Origin of the sequence: Brachyspira pulli, from assembly GCF_036997785.1 — a bacterium.
Classification (GTDB): Bacteria; Spirochaetota; Brachyspiria; order Brachyspirales; family Brachyspiraceae; genus Brachyspira; species Brachyspira pulli.
The window spans coordinates 12,161-37,093 of record NZ_JAWLQI010000032.1 but is presented as its reverse complement, the minus strand read 5'-3'; the positions used below and the strand labels follow the sequence as shown (position 1 = coordinate 37,093).

General features: G+C 26.8%; 19 protein-coding genes. 4 read left to right on the top strand and 15 right to left on the bottom strand.

What is annotated here, in order from left to right; translation table 11 throughout:
• Positions 1-23 precede the first annotated feature (23 nt).
• The 4 genes from R4K56_RS08610 to R4K56_RS08595 all read right to left on the bottom strand — a co-directional run bounded on the left by R4K56_RS08610 (position 24) and on the right by R4K56_RS08595 (position 7,692).
• Entirely contained in the window at positions 24-2,078 is a 2,055-nt protein-coding gene (locus R4K56_RS08610) for a tetratricopeptide repeat protein (RefSeq protein ID WP_335772659.1), read from the bottom strand.
• 457 nt (positions 2,079-2,535) lie between these two features.
• Positions 2,536-4,653 (bottom strand): tetratricopeptide repeat protein, encoded by a 2,118-nt coding sequence (locus R4K56_RS08605; protein WP_335772658.1) that lies wholly within the window; start codon positions 4,651-4,653, stop codon positions 2,536-2,538.
• 56 nt (positions 4,654-4,709) lie between these two features.
• Entirely contained in the window at positions 4,710-6,434 is a 1,725-nt protein-coding gene (locus R4K56_RS08600; RefSeq protein ID WP_335758362.1) for a tetratricopeptide repeat protein, read from the bottom strand.
• Positions 6,435-6,528: 94 nt separating this feature from the next.
• Positions 6,529-7,692 carry a hypothetical protein gene (locus R4K56_RS08595; RefSeq protein WP_335772657.1) on the bottom strand — a complete coding sequence of 388 codons (1,164 nt, stop codon included), beginning with the start codon at positions 7,690-7,692 and terminating at the stop codon, positions 6,529-6,531.
• A gap of 198 nt (positions 7,693-7,890) precedes the next feature.
• Between R4K56_RS08595 and R4K56_RS08590 the strand changes: the two genes are divergently transcribed.
• Both R4K56_RS08590 and R4K56_RS08585 read left to right on the top strand, forming a co-directional pair.
• Complete coding sequence (locus R4K56_RS08590; RefSeq protein WP_028329288.1) at positions 7,891-8,145, top strand: hypothetical protein; 255 nt, start codon at positions 7,891-7,893, stop codon at positions 8,143-8,145.
• A 129-nt stretch (positions 8,146-8,274) separates the two neighbouring features.
• Entirely contained in the window at positions 8,275-9,447 is a 1,173-nt protein-coding gene (locus tag R4K56_RS08585) for a PD-(D/E)XK nuclease family protein (RefSeq protein WP_335772656.1), read from the top strand.
• Between the two features lie 54 nt (positions 9,448-9,501).
• Here the strand turns inward: R4K56_RS08585 and R4K56_RS08580 are convergent, their stop codons facing one another.
• The 6 genes from R4K56_RS08580 to carA form a co-directional block, all read right to left on the bottom strand.
• Positions 9,502-9,696: a type II toxin-antitoxin system HicA family toxin gene (locus tag R4K56_RS08580; protein ID WP_297299424.1), complete on the bottom strand. Its 195-nt coding sequence runs from the start codon at positions 9,694-9,696 to the stop codon at positions 9,502-9,504.
• Positions 9,686-9,907, bottom strand: a complete 222-nt coding sequence (locus tag R4K56_RS08575) for a type II toxin-antitoxin system HicB family antitoxin (protein ID WP_048594727.1) — start codon at positions 9,905-9,907, stop codon at positions 9,686-9,688. The genes R4K56_RS08580 and R4K56_RS08575 overlap by 11 nt, the downstream gene beginning before the upstream one ends.
• 57 nt (positions 9,908-9,964) lie before the next feature.
• Positions 9,965-10,606 (bottom strand): Pr6Pr family membrane protein, encoded by a 642-nt coding sequence (locus R4K56_RS08570; RefSeq protein WP_335772655.1) that lies wholly within the window; start codon positions 10,604-10,606, stop codon positions 9,965-9,967.
• A gap of 20 nt (positions 10,607-10,626) precedes the next feature.
• Positions 10,627-11,568 carry an ADP-ribosylglycohydrolase family protein gene (locus R4K56_RS08565; RefSeq protein ID WP_335772654.1) on the bottom strand — a complete coding sequence of 314 codons (942 nt, stop codon included), beginning with the start codon at positions 11,566-11,568 and terminating at the stop codon, positions 10,627-10,629.
• 561 nt (positions 11,569-12,129) lie between these two features.
• Entirely contained in the window at positions 12,130-15,321 is a 3,192-nt protein-coding gene (gene carB / locus R4K56_RS08560; protein ID WP_335772653.1) for a carbamoyl-phosphate synthase large subunit, read from the bottom strand.
• Positions 15,314-16,393 (bottom strand): glutamine-hydrolyzing carbamoyl-phosphate synthase small subunit, encoded by a 1,080-nt coding sequence (gene carA, locus R4K56_RS08555; protein ID WP_297299417.1) that lies wholly within the window; start codon positions 16,391-16,393, stop codon positions 15,314-15,316. Before carA ends, carB begins: the two co-directional genes overlap by 8 nt.
• A gap of 363 nt (positions 16,394-16,756) precedes the next feature.
• On the opposite strand from carA, the gene thrC reads away from it, so the two are divergent.
• On the top strand, positions 16,757-17,812 hold the full coding sequence (thrC, locus tag R4K56_RS08550) for a threonine synthase (RefSeq protein ID WP_335772652.1): 1,056 nt from the start codon (positions 16,757-16,759) through the stop codon (positions 17,810-17,812).
• 2 nt (positions 17,813-17,814) lie between these two features.
• The gene (thrB, locus tag R4K56_RS08545; protein WP_335772651.1) at positions 17,815-18,765 is read left to right on the top strand and encodes a homoserine kinase; all 951 of its coding nucleotides are present in this window, start codon (positions 17,815-17,817) and stop codon (positions 18,763-18,765) included.
• Positions 18,766-19,335: 570 nt separating this feature from the next.
• On the opposite strand, the gene R4K56_RS08540 is transcribed toward thrB, so the two are convergent.
• From R4K56_RS08540 to R4K56_RS08520, 5 genes are all read right to left on the bottom strand, one after another.
• Complete coding sequence (locus tag R4K56_RS08540) at positions 19,336-20,484, bottom strand: M20 metallopeptidase family protein (protein ID WP_335772650.1); 1,149 nt, start codon at positions 20,482-20,484, stop codon at positions 19,336-19,338.
• A gap of 802 nt (positions 20,485-21,286) precedes the next feature.
• Positions 21,287-21,442 (bottom strand): hypothetical protein, encoded by a 156-nt coding sequence (locus tag R4K56_RS08535; RefSeq protein ID WP_335772783.1) that lies wholly within the window; start codon positions 21,440-21,442, stop codon positions 21,287-21,289.
• A gap of 160 nt (positions 21,443-21,602) precedes the next feature.
• Positions 21,603-22,769: a cysteine desulfurase NifS gene (gene nifS, locus R4K56_RS08530; protein WP_297299407.1), complete on the bottom strand. Its 1,167-nt coding sequence runs from the start codon at positions 22,767-22,769 to the stop codon at positions 21,603-21,605.
• 12 nt (positions 22,770-22,781) lie between these two features.
• Positions 22,782-23,615, bottom strand: a complete 834-nt coding sequence (nifU, locus tag R4K56_RS08525) for a Fe-S cluster assembly protein NifU (protein ID WP_335758824.1) — start codon at positions 23,613-23,615, stop codon at positions 22,782-22,784.
• A gap of 93 nt (positions 23,616-23,708) precedes the next feature.
• Complete coding sequence (locus tag R4K56_RS08520; RefSeq protein ID WP_297299404.1) at positions 23,709-23,885, bottom strand: (2Fe-2S)-binding protein; 177 nt, start codon at positions 23,883-23,885, stop codon at positions 23,709-23,711.
• Positions 23,886-24,933 lie beyond the last annotated feature (1,048 nt).

Genomic DNA, 24,933 nt, shown 5'->3' with positions numbered 1-24,933 from the left:
TAACAAAATATAATTATCAAAATTTATATATTCAATTTTTCTAAATATTCTTTTACTTCATTATCATAAATATTTATATCCAAAACTTTTTGATAACATTCTTTTGCTTTTTCTTTATCATCAATTTTTAAATATAATTTTGCCATTTCTTTTAGACTATCACAATGATATGAATGTGTTTCAAAATATTTTTTATGAAGATCTATTGACTTTTGATAATATTCTTTTGCTTTTTCTTTTTCATTAATCTCATCATAAATTTCGGCAATCGAATCATAACAGTATTCAAGATCTGCATTATCATATAAAGCATATTCATAATATTTTATAGCATTCTCTGCATCTCCTATTTTTCTATACGAAGATGCTATTTCTAATGCCTTAGACCAACTGATATGATCATTTCCTTCATTTTCCATTTCTGCTTTACTTTCTTTTATAAGCATTTCTATATATTCTTTATAATATAAAACAGATTTATCCTTATTGCCAATAATCATATATAAATTGCATAATAAACCTAAATAATATCCTGAATCATCTGTTTTTAATTTTTCCTCGTAAATATCTATAGCTTTTTGATAATATTCATTTGCTGTAGACTCTTGATTTATTTCTTTATAAATATTAGCAATCTTTATATAATAATCTGTACAATCTATATTACTATATGTATCTAATTCTATTATCTTTTTATAAATTTCTATAGCCTTATCTTTTTCCCCTATATGAATATATAAATTGGCTATACTATTATAATCTTCTTCGTTAAGATAATAATTATAAGCCTTACTTATAAGAGCGTTTCTATCATCAAATCTTGAAAGCTTGGCATATAAATCTAAAAGCAATATACAAATCTCTTCAAAAGTATTTTGATAAATATTTTCAAGATTAATAACTTTTTCATAAAAATATACAGCTCTCTCATAATCTCCTATTATGTTATAAATCTCTCCAAGTGAAATACAATAAGATTCATTTTCTCCATTAATTTCTATCAATTTATTATAAGTTTCAATAGCCTTATCATATCTAAATACTTGAGAATATAAAGAGGATAATTTCTCATAAATACAGGAGTCAATATCTGTATTATTGGATATATATTTTTCATATACTTCAATAGCTTTATCATATAAATTTAAATTAAATTTATATATAGAAAAAAGATCATTATAATAATTTAAATTATGAGGTTCTTCTTCTATAAGTTCATCAAAAGCGGATATTAAATATTTATAATCATCTATACCATTAAGACTATATGGAATAAGTATTAATCCATTTCCATTAGATTCTTTTTTTATAAAATCTTTATATAATTCAATTGCTTCTCTATACTTACCTATTTTTATATATGTCTTTGCTAAATTATTTATGCATGGAGATTCTTCATTATATAAATAGCTGCGATTATTAATTTCTAATGCTTTTTTGAAATTTTCTATAGACTTATCATAATTTTTTATCTTTTTATAAGACAAAGCCAAATACATATAATCATATTCATTAAAATTATATTCTTTTTCTATTTTCTCATAATACTTTATAACTTTATTATATTTTTTTAATTGAAAATAATTATCAGCAATATAACGTATATAATGATAAATACTATTTTCTCTATCAACAATATTAGTATTATTTAACATCATGGCTCTTTTATAAAAGCGTAATGACTTCTCATAATCTTTTGATATAAAATAAATTCTACCTAATAAAAACCAATAAGCAGAATCATTGGCATTTAATTTTAATGTTTTTTTAAGAATTTTTTTAGACTTATCATATTTTCCTTTTTCAAAATAAGATTTAGATAAAAAATACCAATATTTATCATTATCTTTTTCTAATACAGCAGCCTTTTTAAATATATCTATACATTCAAATTGCCAAGTTGAATAATAAGCCATACCTAATAAAAATAAAGCTTTATTATAGTCTTCATATTCAGCTAATGATTCATTAAACATGCTAATAATTTCAGTTATTTTCTCATAATCTTCATCTAATGAATGAATAAGAAAATCATTAATAATTTTTTCTATTTCTTCCAAAGAATATAATTTTCCCATAATATCCCCCTTAATATTAGTAGTATAACAAATATAAATAATGTTTTCAATATATTTTCATACTGCTAATAAAAAATTATGTTATTATGAAATATTTTTATAATATTATTTTACATTTAATTTATATATTAAGCAGATCAGTTAAAACTTTTAATCAGGCAAATTAAAAATTATTCTGTAATACCATTATTTTAGAATGCATATTGTAGAAATATAAAAAAAGAATTTAATTATCAACTTTTTTGCCGCACAAAAAAGTTGCTGCCTACGGCACGCAGAGCGTCGGCAAAAGAAGCGGGGTGCTGCACGCTGTGTACTTCGTAAGGGCAAAGCCCTGCAGATATTTAAAATTGAAAAAAATTATTTTTGACAAAGTATAGTTGTTCAGGTATATATTAGTAGTATAAAAAATAATGTTTTAAATATATTTTTATACTACTAATAAAAATTTATATTATTAATCAAGTGTTTTTAAAAAATCTTTAGCTTCATCATCATAAATATTGATTTCTAAAATTTTTTTGTAACACTCTTTGGCATTTTCTTTATCATCAATTTTTAAATATAATTCGGCCATTTCTTTTAAAGTATCACATCTATATGGACGAGTCTCAAAATATTTTTTATCAATATCTATAGCCTTTTGATAATATTCTTTTGACAAGTCTTTTTCATTAAGATCATTATAAACTTCAGCAATTGATATATAATACTCTTCACGATTAGGTTCTAATGAAACAGCATGTTTATAGCACTTTAATGCCTTATTTTTATTTCCTATTTTTATATATAAATCGCCTATTTCCTTTGAATAATAACCTTTAAATTCTTTTCTCTCCCATCTGTTTTCTCTTCTGAACATACAACTAGCACTTTTTATTTCAACTTTTATAGCTTTTTTATATGTTTCAATAGCTTTGTTTTTATTACCTATAGAATTATATAAATCTCCTATAATCTCTAAACTCCAACAACTTTTATATTTTTCATTTTCATAAATCTCTATTGCTTTTTTATAATATTCTTCTGCATTTTCCTTTTCTCCTAAACTTTCATAAGTCTCTGCAATAGCTGTGAAATTATAGCCATATTTTTTATTGTCTTCTAAATCAATATATTTTTTATAATACTCAATAGCCTTGTATTTTTCACCTATATGCAAATATAAATTATATAATCCTTTATAATCATTCTTATCAATATAATAATTAATAGCTTTATTAATAAATAAATCTCTTTTATCATGTTTTGAAAGCTGCTCATATAAACCCAATAATTTTGTCATATTACAATAAACATTTCCGCTGCTTCTGCATTCAAAATTCAAATATTTTTCATACATCTCTAAAGCCTTATCATAATTTTTAATTTCTTGATAAATATGTCCTAAAATAGAATAATAATAACTATCAAAATCATTAATTTCCATAAGTTTATTACACATTTCAATAGCTTCATCATATCTGTAAATATTTTTATATAAATCAGCTAAAGTTCCATAAACTCTATAATTAATATCCTCTTTATTATTCAGTAAATATTTTTCAAGTACATTAGCCGCTTTATCACATATATTCAAATCATAAGAATATATAGTTTCTAATCCATCATAATATTCAAAATTACTAGGCTCTTCATCTATAAGCTGATTAAATGCTTCTATCAAATATTTATAATCTTCAATATCTTTATTATATAGATATCTTATCCAACGCCATTCATGTTTTTTAATATATTCTTTATATGCATCAATTCCTTTCTGATACTCTCCTAAAGCCATATAAGATTTAGCTAATGCATTTATTGCACTAATATTTTCAATATAATCACAAGAAGGATCAATTTCCAATACCTTCTCATAATTTTCTATTGCCTTATCATATTCTTTTTTCTCAAAATATGATAATCCTAAATACATAAAATCGCTTTGATCATGACGAGGAAGTTTTATTATTTCTTTAAACACTTCTATTGCTTCATCATATTTACCCAATTTAAAATATGATTCTCCTATCACAGTAAGATAATATTCCATATAATTACTATCATTAACAACATAGCTTTTATTTAACTTAACTGCTTTTTCAGCATACTCTATTGCCGCATAATAATTTTCATTTTCATAATTAATATCTCCTAAAATATGCCAATATGCTGAATCATTTTCATTTAATTCTATAGCTTTTTTAATAAGTTTTAATGCTTCATTATATTTTTCATTTCCTCTAAAATTATATATATAATTGATCGCTGTATAGTATAATACTTTATCATCATTAGGGTTTATTAACAAAATTTTTTTAAATAGCTTTTCTGCTTTTTTATTATCTCTATTAGAATAATATGCTCTTCCTAATAAAGTTAAAGCTTTTGTATTATTTTTATCTTTTTTAATATACTCTTTTAATACTTCTATAACTTTATCAATTATATTTTCATTATTATTCTCATCATTATTTTGATAATCTTCATCATTTTCTTTATTATCTGATTGATTATCAAATTCATCGGGTTCATAAGAACATTCTTTGTTTATTATATTTTCGATTTCTTCTAAAGTGTATGATTTTTTCATAGTGTAGCTCCTATATTTTATTTATTAAGCTTGAAATAGATAATACAAAATAAATTTTACTTATTGAAAAATTTATTTGCTTCATGATCATTAGGGTTTAATATTAAAACTCTTTTATATATATCTCCTACAGCTTTCATTCTTTTTTCTAAATCTATTTCTATATTATTTTCATTTTCTAAAAATGATTTTGCTAATTTTCTTAAACGTTTAATATATTTAGGATCTTCAGCAAAACGTTTTTTAAGAAGTTCTGTATATTTGTTATAGTATTCTTTTGCTTTGTCAGGCTGATTTATTTTCTGATAAATTTCTGAAATTGTTTCTAAGACATATATATCTTCTGGATTTTCTATATAATATTTTTCATAATATGATAAAGCCTTCTCATCTTCATCAATTTTAGCATATAAATCGGCAGTCTCTTCAAGATAATATTCTATACTCTCTTTTTTATAAAGTTCTATTATCTTTGAAATTAAAATATCTCTCTCTTCAAATCTTGATAATTTATTAAACACATATATAATTCCCTCATAACAACGTATAATATTTTCATCATCTAAATGTATAGCTTTATTATAATATTCTAATGCCTCATTAAATTTATTCATTTTATAACAATATATATCAGCTATATTCAGAAAAATTCTGTTATTATTATTATCAGCATCCATTATGTTTACAGCTTTAATATAATATTCAATAGCTTTATCGTACTGTTTTGTTCTATAATATAAAAAGCCTAGATCATAATAAAAATCATAATCAAAACTATTATTTTTCTTAATACAATCTTCACATACTTCTATAGCTTTATTCAAATCAAAAATAAATTCATACACACCTGATAACCCTTCATAATAAACTATTTTATGAGGTTCTTCTTCGATAAGCTCATTATACGCTTTAATACAATACTCATAATTATCAATTTCTTTGAATCCTGTAGTAAATTTGAAAAACCTATATGCTATAGATGTATCTTCTTTTATATATTTTTTATATAACTCTACAGGCTTTCTATATTCTTTTATTTTTGTATAGACAAGAATCAAAGAATCAAAAGCAGAATGCATACAATGAAAATATGACTTATTATTTCTTTCTAATATTTCATTGAAGCATTTTATTGAATTATCATATTCTTCATTTTCTAAATAAGCTTCTCCCAATACACATAAAGTTTCATCATTATTATAGATACTAATTAATCTTTTAAGGAAATCTACAGCATATTTATGTTTTTTTAATTTTAAACATGTTTTTAATATTAAATTAACTCCATAAGATAAAACTTCTGATGAAATAGATGTATTATTAATATTTGAAGCCTTTTGATAATTATAAAATGCATCATTATGTTTACTCATACGAGTATAAATGAAGCCTAATATATAAAAATAGATATAGTCATTATCATTTATTCCTATAGCTTTTTTAATATTTATTAATGCCTTTTTATGTTCACCTATACAGTAATAAGAATATGATAAATAAAACCAATTTTTATCATCATAAGCATCTAATTTAACAACTCTCTTTAATATTCTAATAGCTTCTTCTGACTGATAAATACTATTATATACCTTAGCAAGAAGAAGCATTAACTTTATATTTTGATTATCTTTTTTTAAGTATTCTTCTAGTATTTTTGCTATATATTTTTTCTCATCTAAAATTTGTATTATATCTTCATTTTCATCTTTATTTTTATTAACTCCTCTTTCATTTTCATCAATAATTTTTTCAATTTCTTCTAAAGTGTATGATTTTTTCATAGTGTAGCTCCTATATTTTTATTATTTTTAATTATATAGAGGTACAAAAAACGGCTTCACGGGAGGTTTTTAAATAATAAATCAGTATAAATAATTACAGCTTATATAAAAATCTATTATCACCTTTGAAATATCTTTCTATAAGTTTATCCCTGTCTAAATGTCTTGTATAATTCATAATGTACCTTAAAGCCAAATCAATATACTCTTTGGAATTATCTTTGTAATTTTCTTTGATATATTCTTTTAATACATAAAGGGCTTTATTAGGAGCAAATCTATGATTAGGACTGTAACCCAAAATATAATCATATAATAGTCTGTCGCATTTCTCTTTTATATCATCATTTATAGAATTATTAACTTCTTCCCTATCTTTCATCAGCTTTTTATAAAAATGCTCAAATAATTCATTGTATCCTGTTATAAAAAATGGGAATGAAAATAAATCTCTATTTTCAAAATAATAATCAATATCTTCTTCATCATATATAATATAACTTTTCATACAATCATCATCATCTGTGATATTGTATTTATCCAATTCTCTTTGGTATTCTTCTTCCCAATGTTTATCAAGCCTTTCGTCAAAATACTTCATTGCTTCATTTTTATTTTCGCTTCCCCATTCGCTAGACCAAGTTCTTGAATCAACTTCCCCGCTTTCAAAAAACTCATCAACTAATTCTTTAGTTTCAAAATATATTGATCCATTCTTTCTATACTTTTCAGAAATCATTTCTTTTTTATCTTTTTTATTTTCTTTATAATCTTCTTCATCTTCTTTTTCTATAAAATCTCTGTACTCGCCGTCATCATATTCATAATGCCAAGAAGGAATTAATAGTTCATACATTCCATCATCTTCTACATACACATGCAATTCTGAAAACTCATCATCTAGTATAGGAAATTTATCATTATGATACTCTTCATAAATATCTGGAAATTTATCCTTTTCTAATAAACATTTATAATCCCAGCCCAATAAGTCTTTTTGTATTTCTGGGTCTGGATGCACAAACTGTTCAAAGTTAATTCTTATTAAATATTTTTCTAATACTCTTATAAAAGTATATACTGAACAATTATGATGATCATTTATTATGAGTTTATCTTCTTCTTTTATTTCTATATTATTTTTCTTTATAAGTTTATCAAGTTCTTCTAAAAAATAATTTAATGAATGTTTGCTATAATAGTAATCGTTTTTATCTTGTATAATATATTTTTTATTTTGTCTGTCTAATTCTTCCATAAGATTATATCCTTTTAATATTTATTTTCAATTTAATTATAATTTATAGACATGACAAATTTTGACGCTTTTTTTGAATATAAATTAAATATATTTTTTTATCACTTTTTTATAATAACTAAATTTTGCGACAATTTTTGTCATAGTAATATGCTATGTTAATAATATAAAATAAATATTAAATACAGGAGGCTTTATATGGCTCAAAATTTTTACTGTGAATACTGCGGAACAAAAGCAAATTCAATATCAGCTTTGACAAACAATAATTGTATCAGACACCCAAATGGTCCTAATAAAGGGAGACACAAACTTTATGAAGGAGATGAAAAATCCGAATATTTCTGTAAATATTGCGGAACAAAAGCTAATTCAATATCAGCTTTAACAAACAATAATTGTATCAGACATCCAAATGGTCCTAATAAAGGAAGACATTTACCTGCTTTATAAAACAAACAGTTTTTATTTTGTGCATAGTAATTTATTTTATTATGCACATATTTTATTTATAATATTGACTTTAAGCATATAATATAATATAATATAATATAATATTCTTAAATTAAAGGAGCATAATAAATGACGGCAGAAAATCTACTAAACTTTGTCTTAAATGAAAAGCAAAGTATTTTCAATGATATTAAAGAAAAAATTAGTCCTGAAATTAATCTCATAAATTCTATAAAAGAAAGTTTTGATGAGGTAAATAACAGCATATTATTGTTTAATCTATTAAAATTCAATGCAAAAATTAATAATGAAGATTTAAACATAGCAAGAAAATTTGCTGAAAAATATATTAGTAATATAGACAATACTCATATATCAGTGTTTAATGAATATGCAATATCAAGCGGAAGACTTGATTTATTTATAAAAAACGCCTCTTTCCAATTAATCATAGAAAACAAAATCAATGCTGATGACCAAGAAGCTCAATTAGAAAGATATTATAAAGAATTATCAGAGAATAAAGGAAATACATTCATAATATATTTAACTATAGATGGAAAAGAACCTTCCGAAAAATCTTTATCTTCATGCAGGAAAGATAAACTTTTAAAAGAAAATAGACTTATATGTTTATCTCATGAAGATATAGGCGATTTTATAAATAATGATATAATAGAAAAATTTCCAGCTTTAACAGACAAGAAATATCAGTCATTATACTCAGCTTTAATACAAATTAGAGACAATGAATATTTAATAAGCAATATTAATAGGGAGAAAAATATGTCAAAAGAAATTATAAAAAATCATTTAGAAAAAAATGAAGATTTTAAAAAAGAAATGGATTTAAATAAAATAGATGAATATGCAATTTTATTTAATGCTGTAAGTGAAGAAATATATAATAAAAAATTAGATTTCTACAAACAGCTCGTGGCTAAATTAAAAGAAAAATATACAAATATAGAAACTACTGCTGATAATGAAAATACATATCATATTGGATTTAAAGATGTTTGTAACTGTAAATATTTTTATTTATATATAAAATATTCTTTTGCTGATAAAAAGAGAATAAGAGAAGATATAGGGATATATTATTACTGCGAAGATACTGATAATGATAAAATGTATAAAATATTACAAAATCACTGTGATGGAGCTTGGCATGATGGAGAAGATGGATATTATTTTGGTATCAATAATGAATTAAAATCAATAGAAGTAAAAACTCCTGAAAATATGGCAGCAAAAATAATAGATATAATTAATGCCATATCCGATGAATTTAATAAATAAAATTAAGTAATATTAAAGTGCTTGATTACAGCTTTTAATCAGACACTTTAAAAATTATTCTATAATATCAAAAAGTTCTTTTATTATTTTAGGATGCAATATTTTAGAAGTATGAAAAGGGATAACCATTCGTTTATTATCTTTTTTATATATTCTATGGCTTCCCTTTTGTCTATCTAAAACAAAACCATTATCAAATAAAAGTTTTTCAGCTTCTTTGGCGTTTAATTTAGGTAATTTATCTTTCAACTGCAACCTCTATAGGAGTTATTGAATAATCTTTATTTTCTAATTGCTTTAATTCATCTTCGCTCATACTTTCTAAATAAAGTTCTATAGCTTCCTTTATATTTGACTTAACTTCTTCAAAAGTTTCACCTTCACTTACACAGCCTTTAAGTTCTGGCACAAAGGCAAAATATCCATTTTCATCTTTTTCTATTATAGTATTTATAATCATGTAAAATCCTTTTATCTATATGTAAGCTATTATATACAATTAAATAAAAAAGTAAAATTATTTATTATGTTTACTAAACGCTTTATTAAAAAATCTGTCAATAAAATATTCTATATAACCCAAAAAAGCAAAAAACAAAGTTATAAAAAATACATTTCTTAAAACTGTTTTAAGTCCGTATTTATCTATATCAACAAAAAAGTAAGTATAATAACTTCCGTCAGAAAAAGGACTTCCTATTCTAGCCCTTATAAGTATAAAAGCAAAATATACAAATGGTATTATAAGCCAAAGCAGAGGATCAATTATTTTATAAATTCCTTTCTTATCAAAAATAACATAATCAAAAATAGTCATAATTGGAAGTATATAATGAACTATTAAATTTCTTATATATGCCAAACCTTCGTATTTATCAGCCGTTGGGCTTAATAAAAAATGATATACTAAAAATGTAACAGTTATTGACATTGTAACTGCACCTTTAAATCTTGGATAAAATGTTTCTTTTTTCTTTATAATATTAATAATATCTAAAATAAAATAAACTATTACAAGTATATTACTTTGATATGTAAAATAGTATGCAGTTTCTATATCAAGTTTAAAATTATCATAAAAAAATCCATGAAGCACAGCAAAAGCACCAATTATAATTATTACTATTTTGTATATTATAGAAAAATTAGTTTTTGTCATATTAATTCCAATAAATATAATTATTTAAAAAATTTACTGCAAATATTTATTATCAATTCTTTATTAATTAAAGTATCAATCCACTTACTTGGAATATTATCAACACAATAATATAAACCTGCAAGTCCTCCAGTAACTGCCGCAGTAGTATCAGTATCATCTCCCAAATTAACGGCTTTTAATACAGCATCTTTGTAGTTTGAAGTATTTAATAATATCCATATAGAAGCCTCTAATGTATTAACAACATATCCGCTGCTTTGTATTTTTGTATCATTAAGTTTTTTAAAATCAGAATCAAATATTCTTTTATAATTATTAATCTCTTTTTCATTTTTATAATAATTAAAAGAGTCTTTTAATGCTTTATTAATAGCTTCTTCAATTTTCATGTCATTTATTAAATTCAATACTATTGCGGTATATATTACACAAGCTATCAAACTTCTTTTATGAGAATGAGTTAATGAAGAAACATTGTATATTATATTTATTGCTTCACTATTTTCAAATAATTTACCATCAAAATATTTTTTTATATAAAATGCAATAGGAAGTATCCTCATCAAAGAGCCGTTTCCATTACTATATTCATCAGATAATCCGCATTTTATAGGATTTTTTCCGTTTTTATAATTATCTATAGCATCTCTTGTAGTTATTCCAATATCAAATGTATCTCCGTCAGCAGTGTAATGACCTTTATCATACCATAATGCAAAACTATCCATAATATCATTATAATTTATATTTTTACTATTCAAATTATCAAGTAAACATAATGTTAAACTTGTATCATCAGACCAAGTACCTGCTTTTTTATTATGAGTGCCGTATCCAATCATATCTTTACAAGGATTATTTTTTATAATATCCCTAGAAATAAATTCATAAGGAACTCCTAAAGCATCGCCAACAGCCAGACCTAATATTGCAGATTTAAGCTTATTTTCTAAACTCATACATTAATCCTTATTATAAAATTGTATTAATAAAAACAAATTTATTATAAATATTTTTTGAATTATTAAAAGCATTTAAAATAAAAAAGATGAATAGAAAAATCTACCAATCTTTTTTAAATTTATTATTAATATACAGTTAAACAATTATATTTTGTCAAAAATAAATTTATGTTTTGGTTTTATATTTGGGGCTTTGCCCACCGCTCTGCGTACTTCGTAACCCCCCACTTCTTTTGCGACCGAAGGGAGTGCCTTTGGCGTGCCACAAAGAAGCAAAAAGGCTGCATTTCGACTTAAATTTAGTAATTTATCTTACATGTAAAACATAAATAGTATGATTTAATACTAATTTTATATTTGCACTTTTTGCAACTTTGACGAAGTCCGCAGAGCGTGTGCTGCGGGAAAAAGTTGAATAAAAAAATGACAAACTTAAAAATTTTCGGTGAAAAAATAAGGCTTGTGTAAGAACACAAATCAGCATGTATGTGTTCTCACCAAAGCCCCAAATATAAAAAATATTAATTCTATTTACAAAGTATATTTATTTCAGTATAATCAAGCAATAGGCATTATACTAAAGTTCATAGATTCTATTACTCTAAGCAAAGCATAAGCCGTATCTAATGAAGTAATACATGATATATTATTTTCAGCAGAAGCACGTCTTAATTCTAAACTATCGGAATGAGTATTTTTATCTGTTTTTATAGTATTGATAACATAATCAACTTTTCCTAGTCTTATGGTATCTATTATATTTTCTACTCCTTCCTCAGCAATCTTTGAAACTTCTTTTACATATAAACCTTCTTTTTTCAAAAAATCAGCTGTTCCTTTAGTAGCATATATTCCATAACCTATATTAGAAAATCTTTTTGCCATATCTAAAATTTCAGGCTTATTATCATCTGCTATTGTAAAAAGAACATTTCCTTGTAAAGGTATTCTGATTCCGCTTGCTATCAAAGCTTTATACAATGCCTTTTCAAAATTAATATCAAAACCCAAAGCCTCACCGGTACTTTTCATCTCAGGGCCAAGTATAGTATCTACTCTTCTTAATTTAGCAAAAGAGAATACAGGAGCTTTAACAAATACTTTATCAGATTCTTTTTTATACAAATTATTATAACCTTGTTCTCTTAATGATTTTCCAAGTATGCACATAGTAGCAATATTAGCCATTGGAACATTAGTTATTTTACTTAAAAATGGTACAGTTCTGCTGCTTCTAGGATTAACCTCAAGTACATAAACATTATCATCTCTATCAACTATAAATTGTATATTATAAAGACCTATAAAATTAAATCCTTCGCCTATTCTCTTAGTATAATCAATAATACTATCCTTTACCTTTTTAGAAATAGTTTGAGCCGGATATACGCTTATAGAATCCCCAGAGTGAATTCCAGCTCTCTCTATATGCTCCATTACACCTGGTATAAATACATTATGTTCACTATCAGCAATAGCATCAGTTTCAAGTTCCTTTCCTATAATATATTTATCAATAAGTATAGGAGCTTTATTGCTTACCTCTTTTACTGCAGTTTCCATATAGATTTTTAAAGCAGCATCATTATAAACTATTTCCATAGCACGTCCGCCAAGTACATAACTAGGACGAACTAAAACAGGATAGCCTATATCTTTTGCTATTGCTAAAGCCTCATCAACTGTTATTGCAGTTTCACCTTTAGGCTGTGGTATATTAAGAGATTTTAACATTTCTTCAAATTCATGTCTGTCTTCTGCTCTGTTAATATTTTCTAAAGAAGTACCAAGTATATTAACTCCATGCTTCACAAGTTTTTCAGATAAATTGATTGCAGTCTGTCCTCCGAACTGTACTATAACACCTTTAGGTTTCTCAAGCTCTACAATATGCATAACATCTTCTATAGTTAAAGGTTCAAAATAAAGTTTATCAGATATAGAAAAATCAGTTGAAACAGTTTCCGGATTATTGTTTATTACTATAGCCTCATACCCTGCTTCTCTTATAGTCATAACTGAATGAACTGTAGAATAATCAAACTCTACACCCTGACCTATTCTTATAGGGCCGGAACCAAGAACTATTATACTTTCTTTATCGCTTTTTATAGATTCATTTTCATTTTCATAAGTAGAATAGAAATAAGGAGTTTCACTTTCAAATTCTCCTGCACAAGTATCAACCATTTTGTATACTGGAACTATATCATTTTCATGTCTTAATTTGTATATATCCATTTCATCAATATTCCAAACTTTAGATATATAACTGTCTGAAAATCCTCTCTCTTTGCATTCTCTTAGAACTTCTATATCCATTTTATTTTTATATAATTTTTCTTCTAATGAAATTATATTTTTTATTTTATCTAAGAAGAATTTATCTATATGAGTAATATCTATTATATCTTTTATATCTTCCTTACGTCTTAAAAGTTCAGCTATAATAAATATTCTCAAATCATCTCTTAATTCTATACGCTCCCATAATTTTTTAGTAGTATATTCAGAAACATCTTTATGAATTATATGATCGCATTTTATTTCAAGAGAACGAACAGCTTTTAAAAATGATTCTTCAAAAGTACGTCCTATACTCATAACTTCGCCTGTAGCTTTCATCTGCGTACCTAATTGTCTGTCGGCATTAGGGAATTTATCAAACGGAAGTCTTGGGAATTTTGTAACTATATAATCTATAGAAGGCTCAAAACATGCGAAACTTTTTTTAGTTATAGGATTAAGTATTTCATCTAAAGTCATGCCTACAGCTATTTTAGCACTGATTTTAGCAATAGGATAACCTGTAGCCTTACTAGCTAAAGCACTTGAACGTGATACCCTAGGATTAACTTCTATTATATAATACTTAAAACTATGAGGATCTAATGCAATCTGTACATTACAGCCTCCGCATATTTTTAAAGCTCTTATTATTTTAAGACTTACATTTCTAAGCATTTGGCTTTCAATATCGCTTAATGTCTGACAAGGAGCAACAACTATACTATCTCCGGTATGTATTCCCACAGGATCAACATTTTCCATATTACATACCACTATAGCATTGTCATTATTATCACGCATTACCTCATATTCTATTTCTTTGTATCCGGCAATACTTCTTTCAACCAAACATTCATGAACAGGGCTTATTTTTAAACCTGTTTCACATATCTCAATTAATTCTTTTTCATTGCGTGCAAATCCTCCGCCGGTACCTCCAAGAGTATAAGCAGGACGTACAACCAAGTGATAACCTATTTTATTTGCAAACTCTATAGCTTCCTCAACACTATGTACTATAACACTTTCCGGAACTGGCTCATTTATATCATTCATAAGCTGTTTAAAAAGCTCTCTGTCCTCAGCACTATTTATAGCATTCAAATCAGTACCTAATACTTCAACATTATATTCATCTAATATACCACTATTGGCAAGCTCAACAACTAAATTTAAACCAGTTTGTCCGCCAAGAGAACCTAGTATAGCATCTGGTCTTTCTTTATAAATTATTCTTTTAGCAAAATCCAAATTAATAGGCTCTATATAAACTTTATCAGCTACTGCAGTATCTGTCATTATGGTAGCAGGATTTGAATTTATAAGTACAACCTCATAACCTTCTTCTTTTAAAGACTGACATGCTTGAGTACCTGCATAATCAAATTCAGCAGCCTGTCCTATAATTATAGGGCCTGAACCTATTACTAATATTTTCTTTATATCCGTTCTTTTAGGCATTTTTTACCCCTTCATTCATCATATTAATAAACTTATCAAATAAATACTTACTGTCCTCTGGTCCAGGATTAGATTCTGGGTGATACTGAACAGAGAATACAGGATATTTTTTATGCTTTACTCCCTCACAGCTTCCGTCATTCAAAGATACATGAGTCAAAACCAAGTCAGTATTATGTAAACTTTCTTTTTCAACAGCATAACTGTGATTTTGGCTTGTAATGCTTACTTTATTAGTTTCTAAATCTTTAACAGGGTGATTTCCTCCCCTATGTCCGAATTTTAATTTTATTGTATTAGCACCGCATGCCAAACTTATAAGCTGATGTCCTAAACATATACCAAATATTGGAACCTTTCCTATAAGCTCTTTTATTGTATTAATAGAATCTTTAACATCTTTAGGATCCCCAGGGCCATTGGAAAGCATTATTCCGTCTGGATTTAAACTCATTATAGTTTTAGCATCGGTATCATAAGGAACAACTATTAAATCGCAATTTCTTTTACTTAATTCTCTTATTATGCCTAGCTTTGCACCAAAATCTATAAGCACAACTTTTTTTCCTCTATTAGGAATAGGAAAGGCATTTTTTGTAGAAACTCTTTTAACATGATCATTCATATATGGAGTTTCTTTAAGCATTTTTACTATATCATCTTTATTTTCTATAGTATCGCTCATTATAGCTTTTAATGTTCCTACTTCTCTAATCTTTTTTGTTATTGCCCTAGTATCAATATTCTCTATAGCAGGTATTCCTTTAAGCCTCAAGAACTCATCTATATTTTCTGCACTCCTAAAATTATTAGGACTTTTACATGCCTCTTTTACTATGAACCCGAATATAGCAGGATTCAAACTTTCAAAATCATCTCTGTTTATACCATAATTACCAATTAGCGGATAAGTCATAACTGCTATTTGTCCGCAATATGATAAATCCGATAAAACTTCTTGATAACCTGTCATAGCTGTATTAAATACTAATTCACCTACTCTAAAATTATCAGAACCAAAACCATAGCCCTCATAATGGCTGCCGTCTTCAAGTATTAAATAACGTTTCAATTTTGCCTTCCTATAATTCTAAATTTTTTTTAGATTTTTCCTTAAAATAAAAAAAAGATTAGAAACTAACAAAAAGTTAATCTCCAATCTTTTTTAAGATTATTACAATGTGCAGTATTTGCACAATCGGTTTCGTTTTTAAATTCTTATAAATCATAATATTTATTTTTTTACAAATTTTATTTCCGGCTATTATATCATACATTATTAATATTACAATCATTTTTTATAAAACTAATAATAAAAACTTTTCCGATAAAAATAAAAGCCTTGAAAAATTATTGTTTATACTATATCCTATATCAAATACTATTAACGATAATTATTTTATATTAATCAATAATTATTAAAAAGGAATATATTATGAAAGCATGGAATGGACTTTTAAGAGAATATAAGGAATATTTACCTATTACAGATAAAACCCCATTGATAACCTTACATGAAGGGAACACTCCTTTAATAAAAGCTGAAAAAATAGGAAAGGAACTTGGAGGAATAGAATTATATTTTAAATATGACGGACTTAATCCTACTGGTTCATTTAAAGACAGAGGTATGGTAATGGCTGTTGCTAAAGCACTTGAAGAAGATTCAAAAGCTATAATGTGTGCTTCTACTGGAAACACTTCCGCATCTGCTGCTGCTTATGCTGCTAGAAGCGGTATACAATGTATAGTAGTTATTCCAGATGGAAACATAGCTTTAGGAAAATTAGCTCAGGCTTTAATGTATGGTGCTAAAGTTATAGCTATAAGAGGAAATTTTGATGAAGCTTTAAAAGCTGTTGTTGATATTACAAATAAATATCCTATTACATTAGTAAATTCAATAAACCCTTTCAGACTTCAAGGACAGAAAACTTCTGCATTTGAAATTTGCGATACTTTAGGAAAAGCTCCAGACTATTTAGCTATACCTGTTGGAAATGCTGGAAATATATCAGCTTATTGGATGGGATTTAAAGAGTATAAAGAAAACGGCAAAGTATCAAATTTACCTAAAATGATAGGTTTTGAGGCTGAAGGTTCTGCTGCTATAGTACAAAACAGAGTTATAGAGAATCCTCAAACTTTGGCTACTGCTATAAAAATAGGTAATCCTGCTAGCTGGAAACTTGCTGTTAATGCTGCTAATGAATCTAACGGGTTCATTGATTCTGTTACAGATGATGAAATATTAGAGGCATACAAAATGCTTACAAGAGAAGAAGGTATATTTGCTGAACCTGCTTCTGCTGCTTCTTTAGCTGGTGTTATAAAAACTTATAAGGCTGGAAAATTAAATAAAGGTGATACTGTAGTTTCTGTATTAACAGGTAATGGTCTTAAAGATCCTGATAATGCTATAAAAATTTGTAATGCACCTATAAAAGTAGATAATAATATTGATGAGATAAGGAAGGCAATAGGAATATAATTATGGATAAATCTAAAAATAATAAATCTAATAAAAAATTAGTAACTTTTAAAATACCTGCTACTTCTGCTAATATTGGTTCAGGATTCGACAGTGTGGGTCTTGCTTTAGATTTATATAATGAAATACATATATACTCAAATGAAGATTCTAAAAAAATAGAATTTGAAATAAGCGGAGAAGGTGAAAACGAGATATCAAAAGACAATAATATGATACTCGATGCCATGAAATTAGTATATAAAAAATTAAAAGCAAAACCTGAAAAAGGATATATCATAAAATGTATAAATAGAATACCTCTTTCACGCGGACTTGGAAGCAGTTCTGCAGCAATCATTGGGGGACTTCTTTCTGCTAATTATATTCTTGGAAACAAACTTTCCATTGAAGATGATATATTAAATATGTCTGTTCAATTAGAAGGTCACCCTGATAATGTTTCACCTGCTATACTTGGAGGAATAATATCCGGTGTTGTACGTAAGAATGAAGATTTCAAATATGTAAAAATAAAGCCTCCCAAAAATTTAAAAGCTATAGTGGCTATTCCAAATTTTCATTTAAGCACAGAAATTGCAAGAAATGCTTTGCCTAAAGAAATAAGTTTTCAAGATGCTATATTTAATATTTCAAGAGCAGCACTTCTTACTTCTGCATTATCTTCTAACAGACTTGATTTACTTGAAGTAGCTACAGATGATAGACTGCATCAAGATTATAGAGCAAAATTTATTCCTGGGCTTAAAGAGTTATTTAAACAAGCTAAAGAGTCTGGTGCTTATTCTGTTACTATTAGCGGTGCTGGTTCTTCAATACTTGCTTTAGTTAAAGATGATGAAAAGATAATTAAAAAAGTTTCTAATGCTATGGAAGTTAGCTTCATTAAAAAGAAAATAAAATCTGAAATAAAAGTTTTAAACATACCAACAAAAGGTATTATAATTAAATAAACTTTTACTTATAAATAATAAAGCATGCTGATAATATTAGCATGCTTTTTTATTATATACCTAAACAACTATATTTTGTCAATTTTTTTTATTGTTCTTTTTCCCGCCGCATACGCTCTGAGTACTTCGTCAAAGTAGCTATATCCTCGACAGGCTCGGATACGCTTCGTGAAAACGCAATTGCTAGAACTTTATATTAAAAACATGCCTATTAAATATAGGATATACCCTAAAAATGCAGTCTTTTTGGTTCTTTGTGCCAACAAAAGAACTGGGGGTGTGGGGGCTAGTCCCCACAAATAACATAAATTTAAAATTGTATTTTTTGAAAAACTCTAAAATTTTCAGTATATAATAATACGCACGTTAAGCGGCTCTATAAATATAATCACAATTATATTTTTTATTTAATTCCTTTTTTTAATACTGCTCAGCGTGCGTTAATTTAAATCTTCAAACCTAATAACAACTTGGGCGGGTGCTATATTTTTTATTTAAGCTATAAAAAAAATAAAATTTTTATTTCAAATCTAGCTATAAAGCATAAAGGGCGGGGTTTTAAAAAAATTCTTAATTTAATTTTTCTAAATGTTTAATTGCCCATTCACTCATTAAAATAGAAGGCTGATAAAGTTTAGATTCATCTATTTCAAATTTGCTGTTATGATGAGGTATATTCTTTTCTGTCATTGTGGAAAATAACATAAATGCCCCATTAATTTTTTCTCTGTAATCTGCAAAATCTTCTCCTGCCATTGATAAATTATAATGAGATGCTTTTTTAAATCCAAGCTCATTACAAACTTCAAGCAATTCTGATGCTATTTTTTCATCATTAACTACCGGTGCCCCTCTGCGTTCTATTTTTACTTCTGCCTTTGCTCTATTAGCTGATGCAATTGAAGTTACTATCTCTTTTATTCTATCAGTAATGAAAGCTCTATTTTCCTCTTTAAAAGTTCTGAAAGTTCCTTCAATATTTACCTCTGTAGGTATTACATTATATTGAGTTCCTGCATGAACCATACATATTGAAATTATAACAGGATCTGTAGCTGATATTTCTCTGCTTTTTATATTATAAATACCTTGTATTATTTGACTTGCTGTTAATATAGGATCAACAGAAAGATGGGGATAAGCTCCATGTGCACCTTTTCCTTCAATTTTTATAAATACTTTATCATTAGATGCCATTAAAGGGCCTTCTTTAATAACAAACTCTCCGCTAGGTACATCTGCAGCTAAAGTACCAATATGAGTTCCAATTATAGCTTTAACTCCATTAAGTAAACCAGAATTAAGCATATTATGTGCACCTACTGCCAATTCTTCAGCAGCTTGAAAAACTAATCTTACAGTTCCTTTCAATCTTGATTTATTTTCTAGTAAATAATGTGCAGCACCTAAAAGACATGCAGTATGAGCATCATGTCCGCAGGCATGCATATTACCATTCTTAGAAGCATATTCAAATCCGGTTTCTTCTTGTATAGGTAAAGCGTCCATGTCTGCTCTTATAGCAACTATATTATCACCAGTTCCTATGTCGCAAACTAATCCTGAATCGATTGAAGATTCCTTATAAGAAAGTCCTAATTCTTTTAATTTGTTTATAACATAATTTTTTGTATTTGGAAGTTCTGTACCTACTTCAGGAATTTGATGCAAATCCCTTCTCATAGAAACTATAATATCATTTAATTTTTTATAATCCATATATACTCTCTAATAATTATTTTTTATTAGTATATAAATATTAATTATTAAGTCAATAACTAAAAAAGCTATTGAATATTTTAACACAAAGTATTTCTATAAAACATTCCTACTATAAATAACAATAATAATTTCATGTATATACATAAACAACTATATTTTGTCAGAAATAATTTCTTTAAATTTTAAATATCTGCAGGGCTTTGCCCCGCACACAAGTTCTTTTACGACCGAAAGAAGTACTGTAAGTATTGGTATAAAAGAACCAAAAGAACTCATTTTAGTATAAATTTAGGATATACCTAAACAAATATACTTTGTCAAAAATAAATTTATGTTTTGGTTTTATATTTGGGGCTTTGCCCCAAACCCCACTTCTTTTGTTGCCACAAAGAAGCTTATATCCTCGATAAACTCGGATACGCTTCGCGAAAGGCTACATTTGGGCTTTAATTAATAAATTATTTTACATGTAAGACAATTTTAGTATGATTTAGTACTAATTCTATCCTTGCACTTTTTGCAACTTTTTGCGGCGGGAAAAAGTTGACTAAAAAAAATGACAAACTCTAAAATTTTTAGTATATATCCTATATTTAATAAGTATTTTTAAAATATAAAGTTCTAGTAATTGCGTTTTTCGCGAAGCGTATCCGAAGGATAAAAACTTTTTTGTGCAGCAAAAAAGTATATAACATTTATATAAAGTGTATCAATTGACAAACTCTAAAATTTTCAGTATAAACTAAACTTTAAAAATATAAAATATTTTTAATTAACTTTATATTCATTTAATTAAATTTTATTTATAAAAATCTTCACTATTAAGATTTAATTCTTTCACTTTATTAAAACATTTTACAGCTTCTTCATAGTTATCATCATTATAATATAATTTGCCTTGTTCAAGTAAATCATCATTAGAATTGTTTATAAAAGAGTTATCAATTTCTTTCATACTTTTTACATAATCCTAACATTCTTTATTAATTATATACATTACAATTTTATTTAATTCAATAAATATATCATTTTTAATTTGAAACTCAATTATAATAAAAAAGCCCGCCATAAAAATATGATGGGCTATTATTTTCTTGATTATTAATAAATAAAAATCAATCTTTATAAGGTGATATATCTCTAAGTCTTGCTACTATTTTTTCTATAGCATCAGCAGCATACATTACTTCTTCCATAGTGTTATCTAAAGAAAAAGAAAATCTTGTAGAACTATGAGCATATTCAAAAGGAACTCCCATAGCCTGAAGTACTGGAGATGGCTCCAATGTACCTGAAGAACATGCACTTCCGCTTGAAGTACATATACCATAACCGTCTAATAATAATAATACTGCTTCACCTTCTATATTCTTAAAACTAATATTAGTAGTGTTGCTTACTCTATTAGCACCCTTACCATTAATTTTTATATCTGTTATTCTTTTAATAACTTCAGCTTCTAAAGTATCTCTCAATTTTGAAGTATGTTCAATAAATTTAGGAAGTTCAGCTTTAACCATAGATGCTGCCTTACCTAAACCAACAATATAAGGAACATTCTCTGTACCTGCTCTCCTTCCTCTTTCCTGATGTCCTCCTGTTTGAACAGTTCTTAACTTAGTACCATTTTTAATGTACAAAGCACCTATTCCTTTAGGAGCATGAATCTTATGACCTGCTATTGTAAGCATATCAATATAAGATTCTTCTTTCATATTAAGAGGCAATTTACCAGCAGCCTGAACAGCATCAACATGAAATACAGCACCAGCACTTTTTACTAATTCGCCTATCTCTTTAATAGGATTAATAACCCCAGTTTCATTGTTGGCATACATTATAGATACGATTGCAGTGTTTTCATTTAAAGCACTTTTTAATTCATTTATATCTATATTACCGTCATTATTAACTGATAAATAAGTAACTCTGTATCCATGTCTTTCCAAAGATTTACAAGTTTCTATAACAGCAGGATGTTCAACTTTTGTAGTTATAATATGGTTCTTTGTAGGATAAGCCTCTATGGTTCCTCTAATAGCCATATTATCGCCTTCACTTCCGCAAGAAACGAAACATACCTCTATAGGTTCGCAGCCTAAAAAATCAGCTACTTGTTCTCTAGCTTTTTCCATTTCTTTATGTACAGCACCAGCTGGACTATACATACTAGAAGGATTAAAATACTGTCCCTTAAAATAAGGAAGCATAGCATCTAATACTTCTTCATACACTCTAGTTGTAGCATTGTTATCAAAATATATTATTTTTTTATCTGACATAAATAACTCCTATCAAACACCTACAACTTCTAAATCATTAGAAACAAGCTCTTTAATTTTAGGTTCTACAAAACCTTTCAAAGTATTTTTTGAAGAAGCACAAGCAGAACAAGCACCTTTAAACTCAATGATAACCTTATTACCATCAACATCTACAAGTCTGCAGCTTCCGCCGTCTGATCTTAACATAGGATTGATAACTTTTTCCAAAGCTTCCTCAATCTTTTTAATCTTTTGAACTGTAGTCATTGGAGCGTTTTTAGCTTCTCTCTCCATTTCTGCCAATTCTTCATTCAAAATATCTTCAATTTTTACTTTACAAGCACCGCAACCGCCGCCTGCTTTAGTATAAAAAGTTACTTCTTCTACTGTTTTTAATTTATTTTCTCTTATAGCTTTTTTTATTTTAGTATCTGTTACACCAAAACATTTACAAATTATAGCACCTTCATCATGCTCATCATCTTCTGTTTTGATTCCTCTGTAATTATTAATGGCTTTTTCCAAAGTTTCCATTCCCATTACAGAACAATGCATTTTTTCTTCAGGAAGTCCGCCTAATTCCTGTGCTATATCTCTGTTTGTTATTTTAGCAGCCTCATCAAGAGTTTTTCCTTTTATCATCTCTGTAAGTATACTGCTGCTTGCTATTGCTGAAGCACAGCCAAAAGTTTTAAATTTAGCATCTATTATTTTATCTGTAGCTTTATCTATTCTTAAAGTTAATTTTAAAGCATCGCCGCAAACTATACTTCCAGTCATAGCTTCTGCATCAGGATTTTCTATCTCCCCTACATTTCTAGGATTGATAAAATGCTCCTTTACTTTATCTGTATATTCCCACATGTTCCTACCTCCATCTAAGTTAATTATTAACATATAATAAAGTTATACGCTAATTAATAATTGGGATATAAAATAAATATGTTTTTTGATTTTTTATTTATTGATTGAATCTAAAATTTGCTGAATAGCTACTTTACAACCGCCGCAGCCTGTACCAGCTTTAGTTGCATTAGAAACTTCTTCTACTGTTTTTAATTTTTTTGAAATGATAGCATCTCTGATTTGTTTTTCTGTTACAGCCATACAGAAACATATTGTCTTATCTGACATATCCTATTCTCCTATTATCTAATTTGATTTTATTATTTTTGCAGAAAACAGAAAAATATGAATACTCACATTTATCTATTTTACAACCCTCATTGTTAGACCATTATAACATTTTTACAAATAAATATCAAGTGATTTTATAATATGTATTTTATTTTTATGATATTTTTAGAAAATTAGTATATACCTAAACAACTATATTTTGCCAAAATAATTTTTTTAAATTTTAAATATCTGCCTGGATTTGCCCACCACTCTCTGTGTGCTTCGCAAGCACCACAGTTCTTTTACGACCGAAAGAAGTACTATCAAGTATTGGTATAAGGCACAGCCCGCCTTCGGCGAGAACCTTATATCCTCGATAAACTCGGATACGCTTCGCGAACAACTGCATTTTTGACCTAAAACTAGGGTTTATACCATATTTAATACATATTCTTAAAATATAAAGTTATAGCAATTGCATTTTCGCGAAGCGTGCCTGTGGAGTTACTTTGACGAAGTCTGCAGAGCGTGTGCGGCAAAAAAGTAGATAAAATTTATATTAAGTACTTCAGTTGACAAAGTTAAAAATTTTTTAGTATATACCTAAACAATTATATTTTGTCAATTTTAGTTTTTATATTGTTATTATTTTCGGGGACTAGCCCCCGAACCCCACTTCTTTTGGTGACCCAAAGAAGCAAAAGGACTATATTTTAGCTCAAATTAATAACCTATCTTACATGTAAAATAATTTTAGTATGATTTAGTACTAATTTTATACTTGCACTTTTTGCAACTTTGACGAAGTCCGCAGAGCGTGTGCGGCGGGAAAAAGTTGAATAAAAAAATGACAAAGTTAAAAATTTTTAGTATATACCTAAACAACTATATTTTGTCAAAAATAAATTTATATTTTTGTTTTTATATCTGGGGCTTTGCCCCATACCCCAGTTCTTTTATTGGTATAAAAGAACCAAAAAAACTGCATTTTTACTCCAAATCTAGGTTATACCCTACATTTAATACATATACTTTTAATATAAAGTTCTAGCAATTGCGTTTT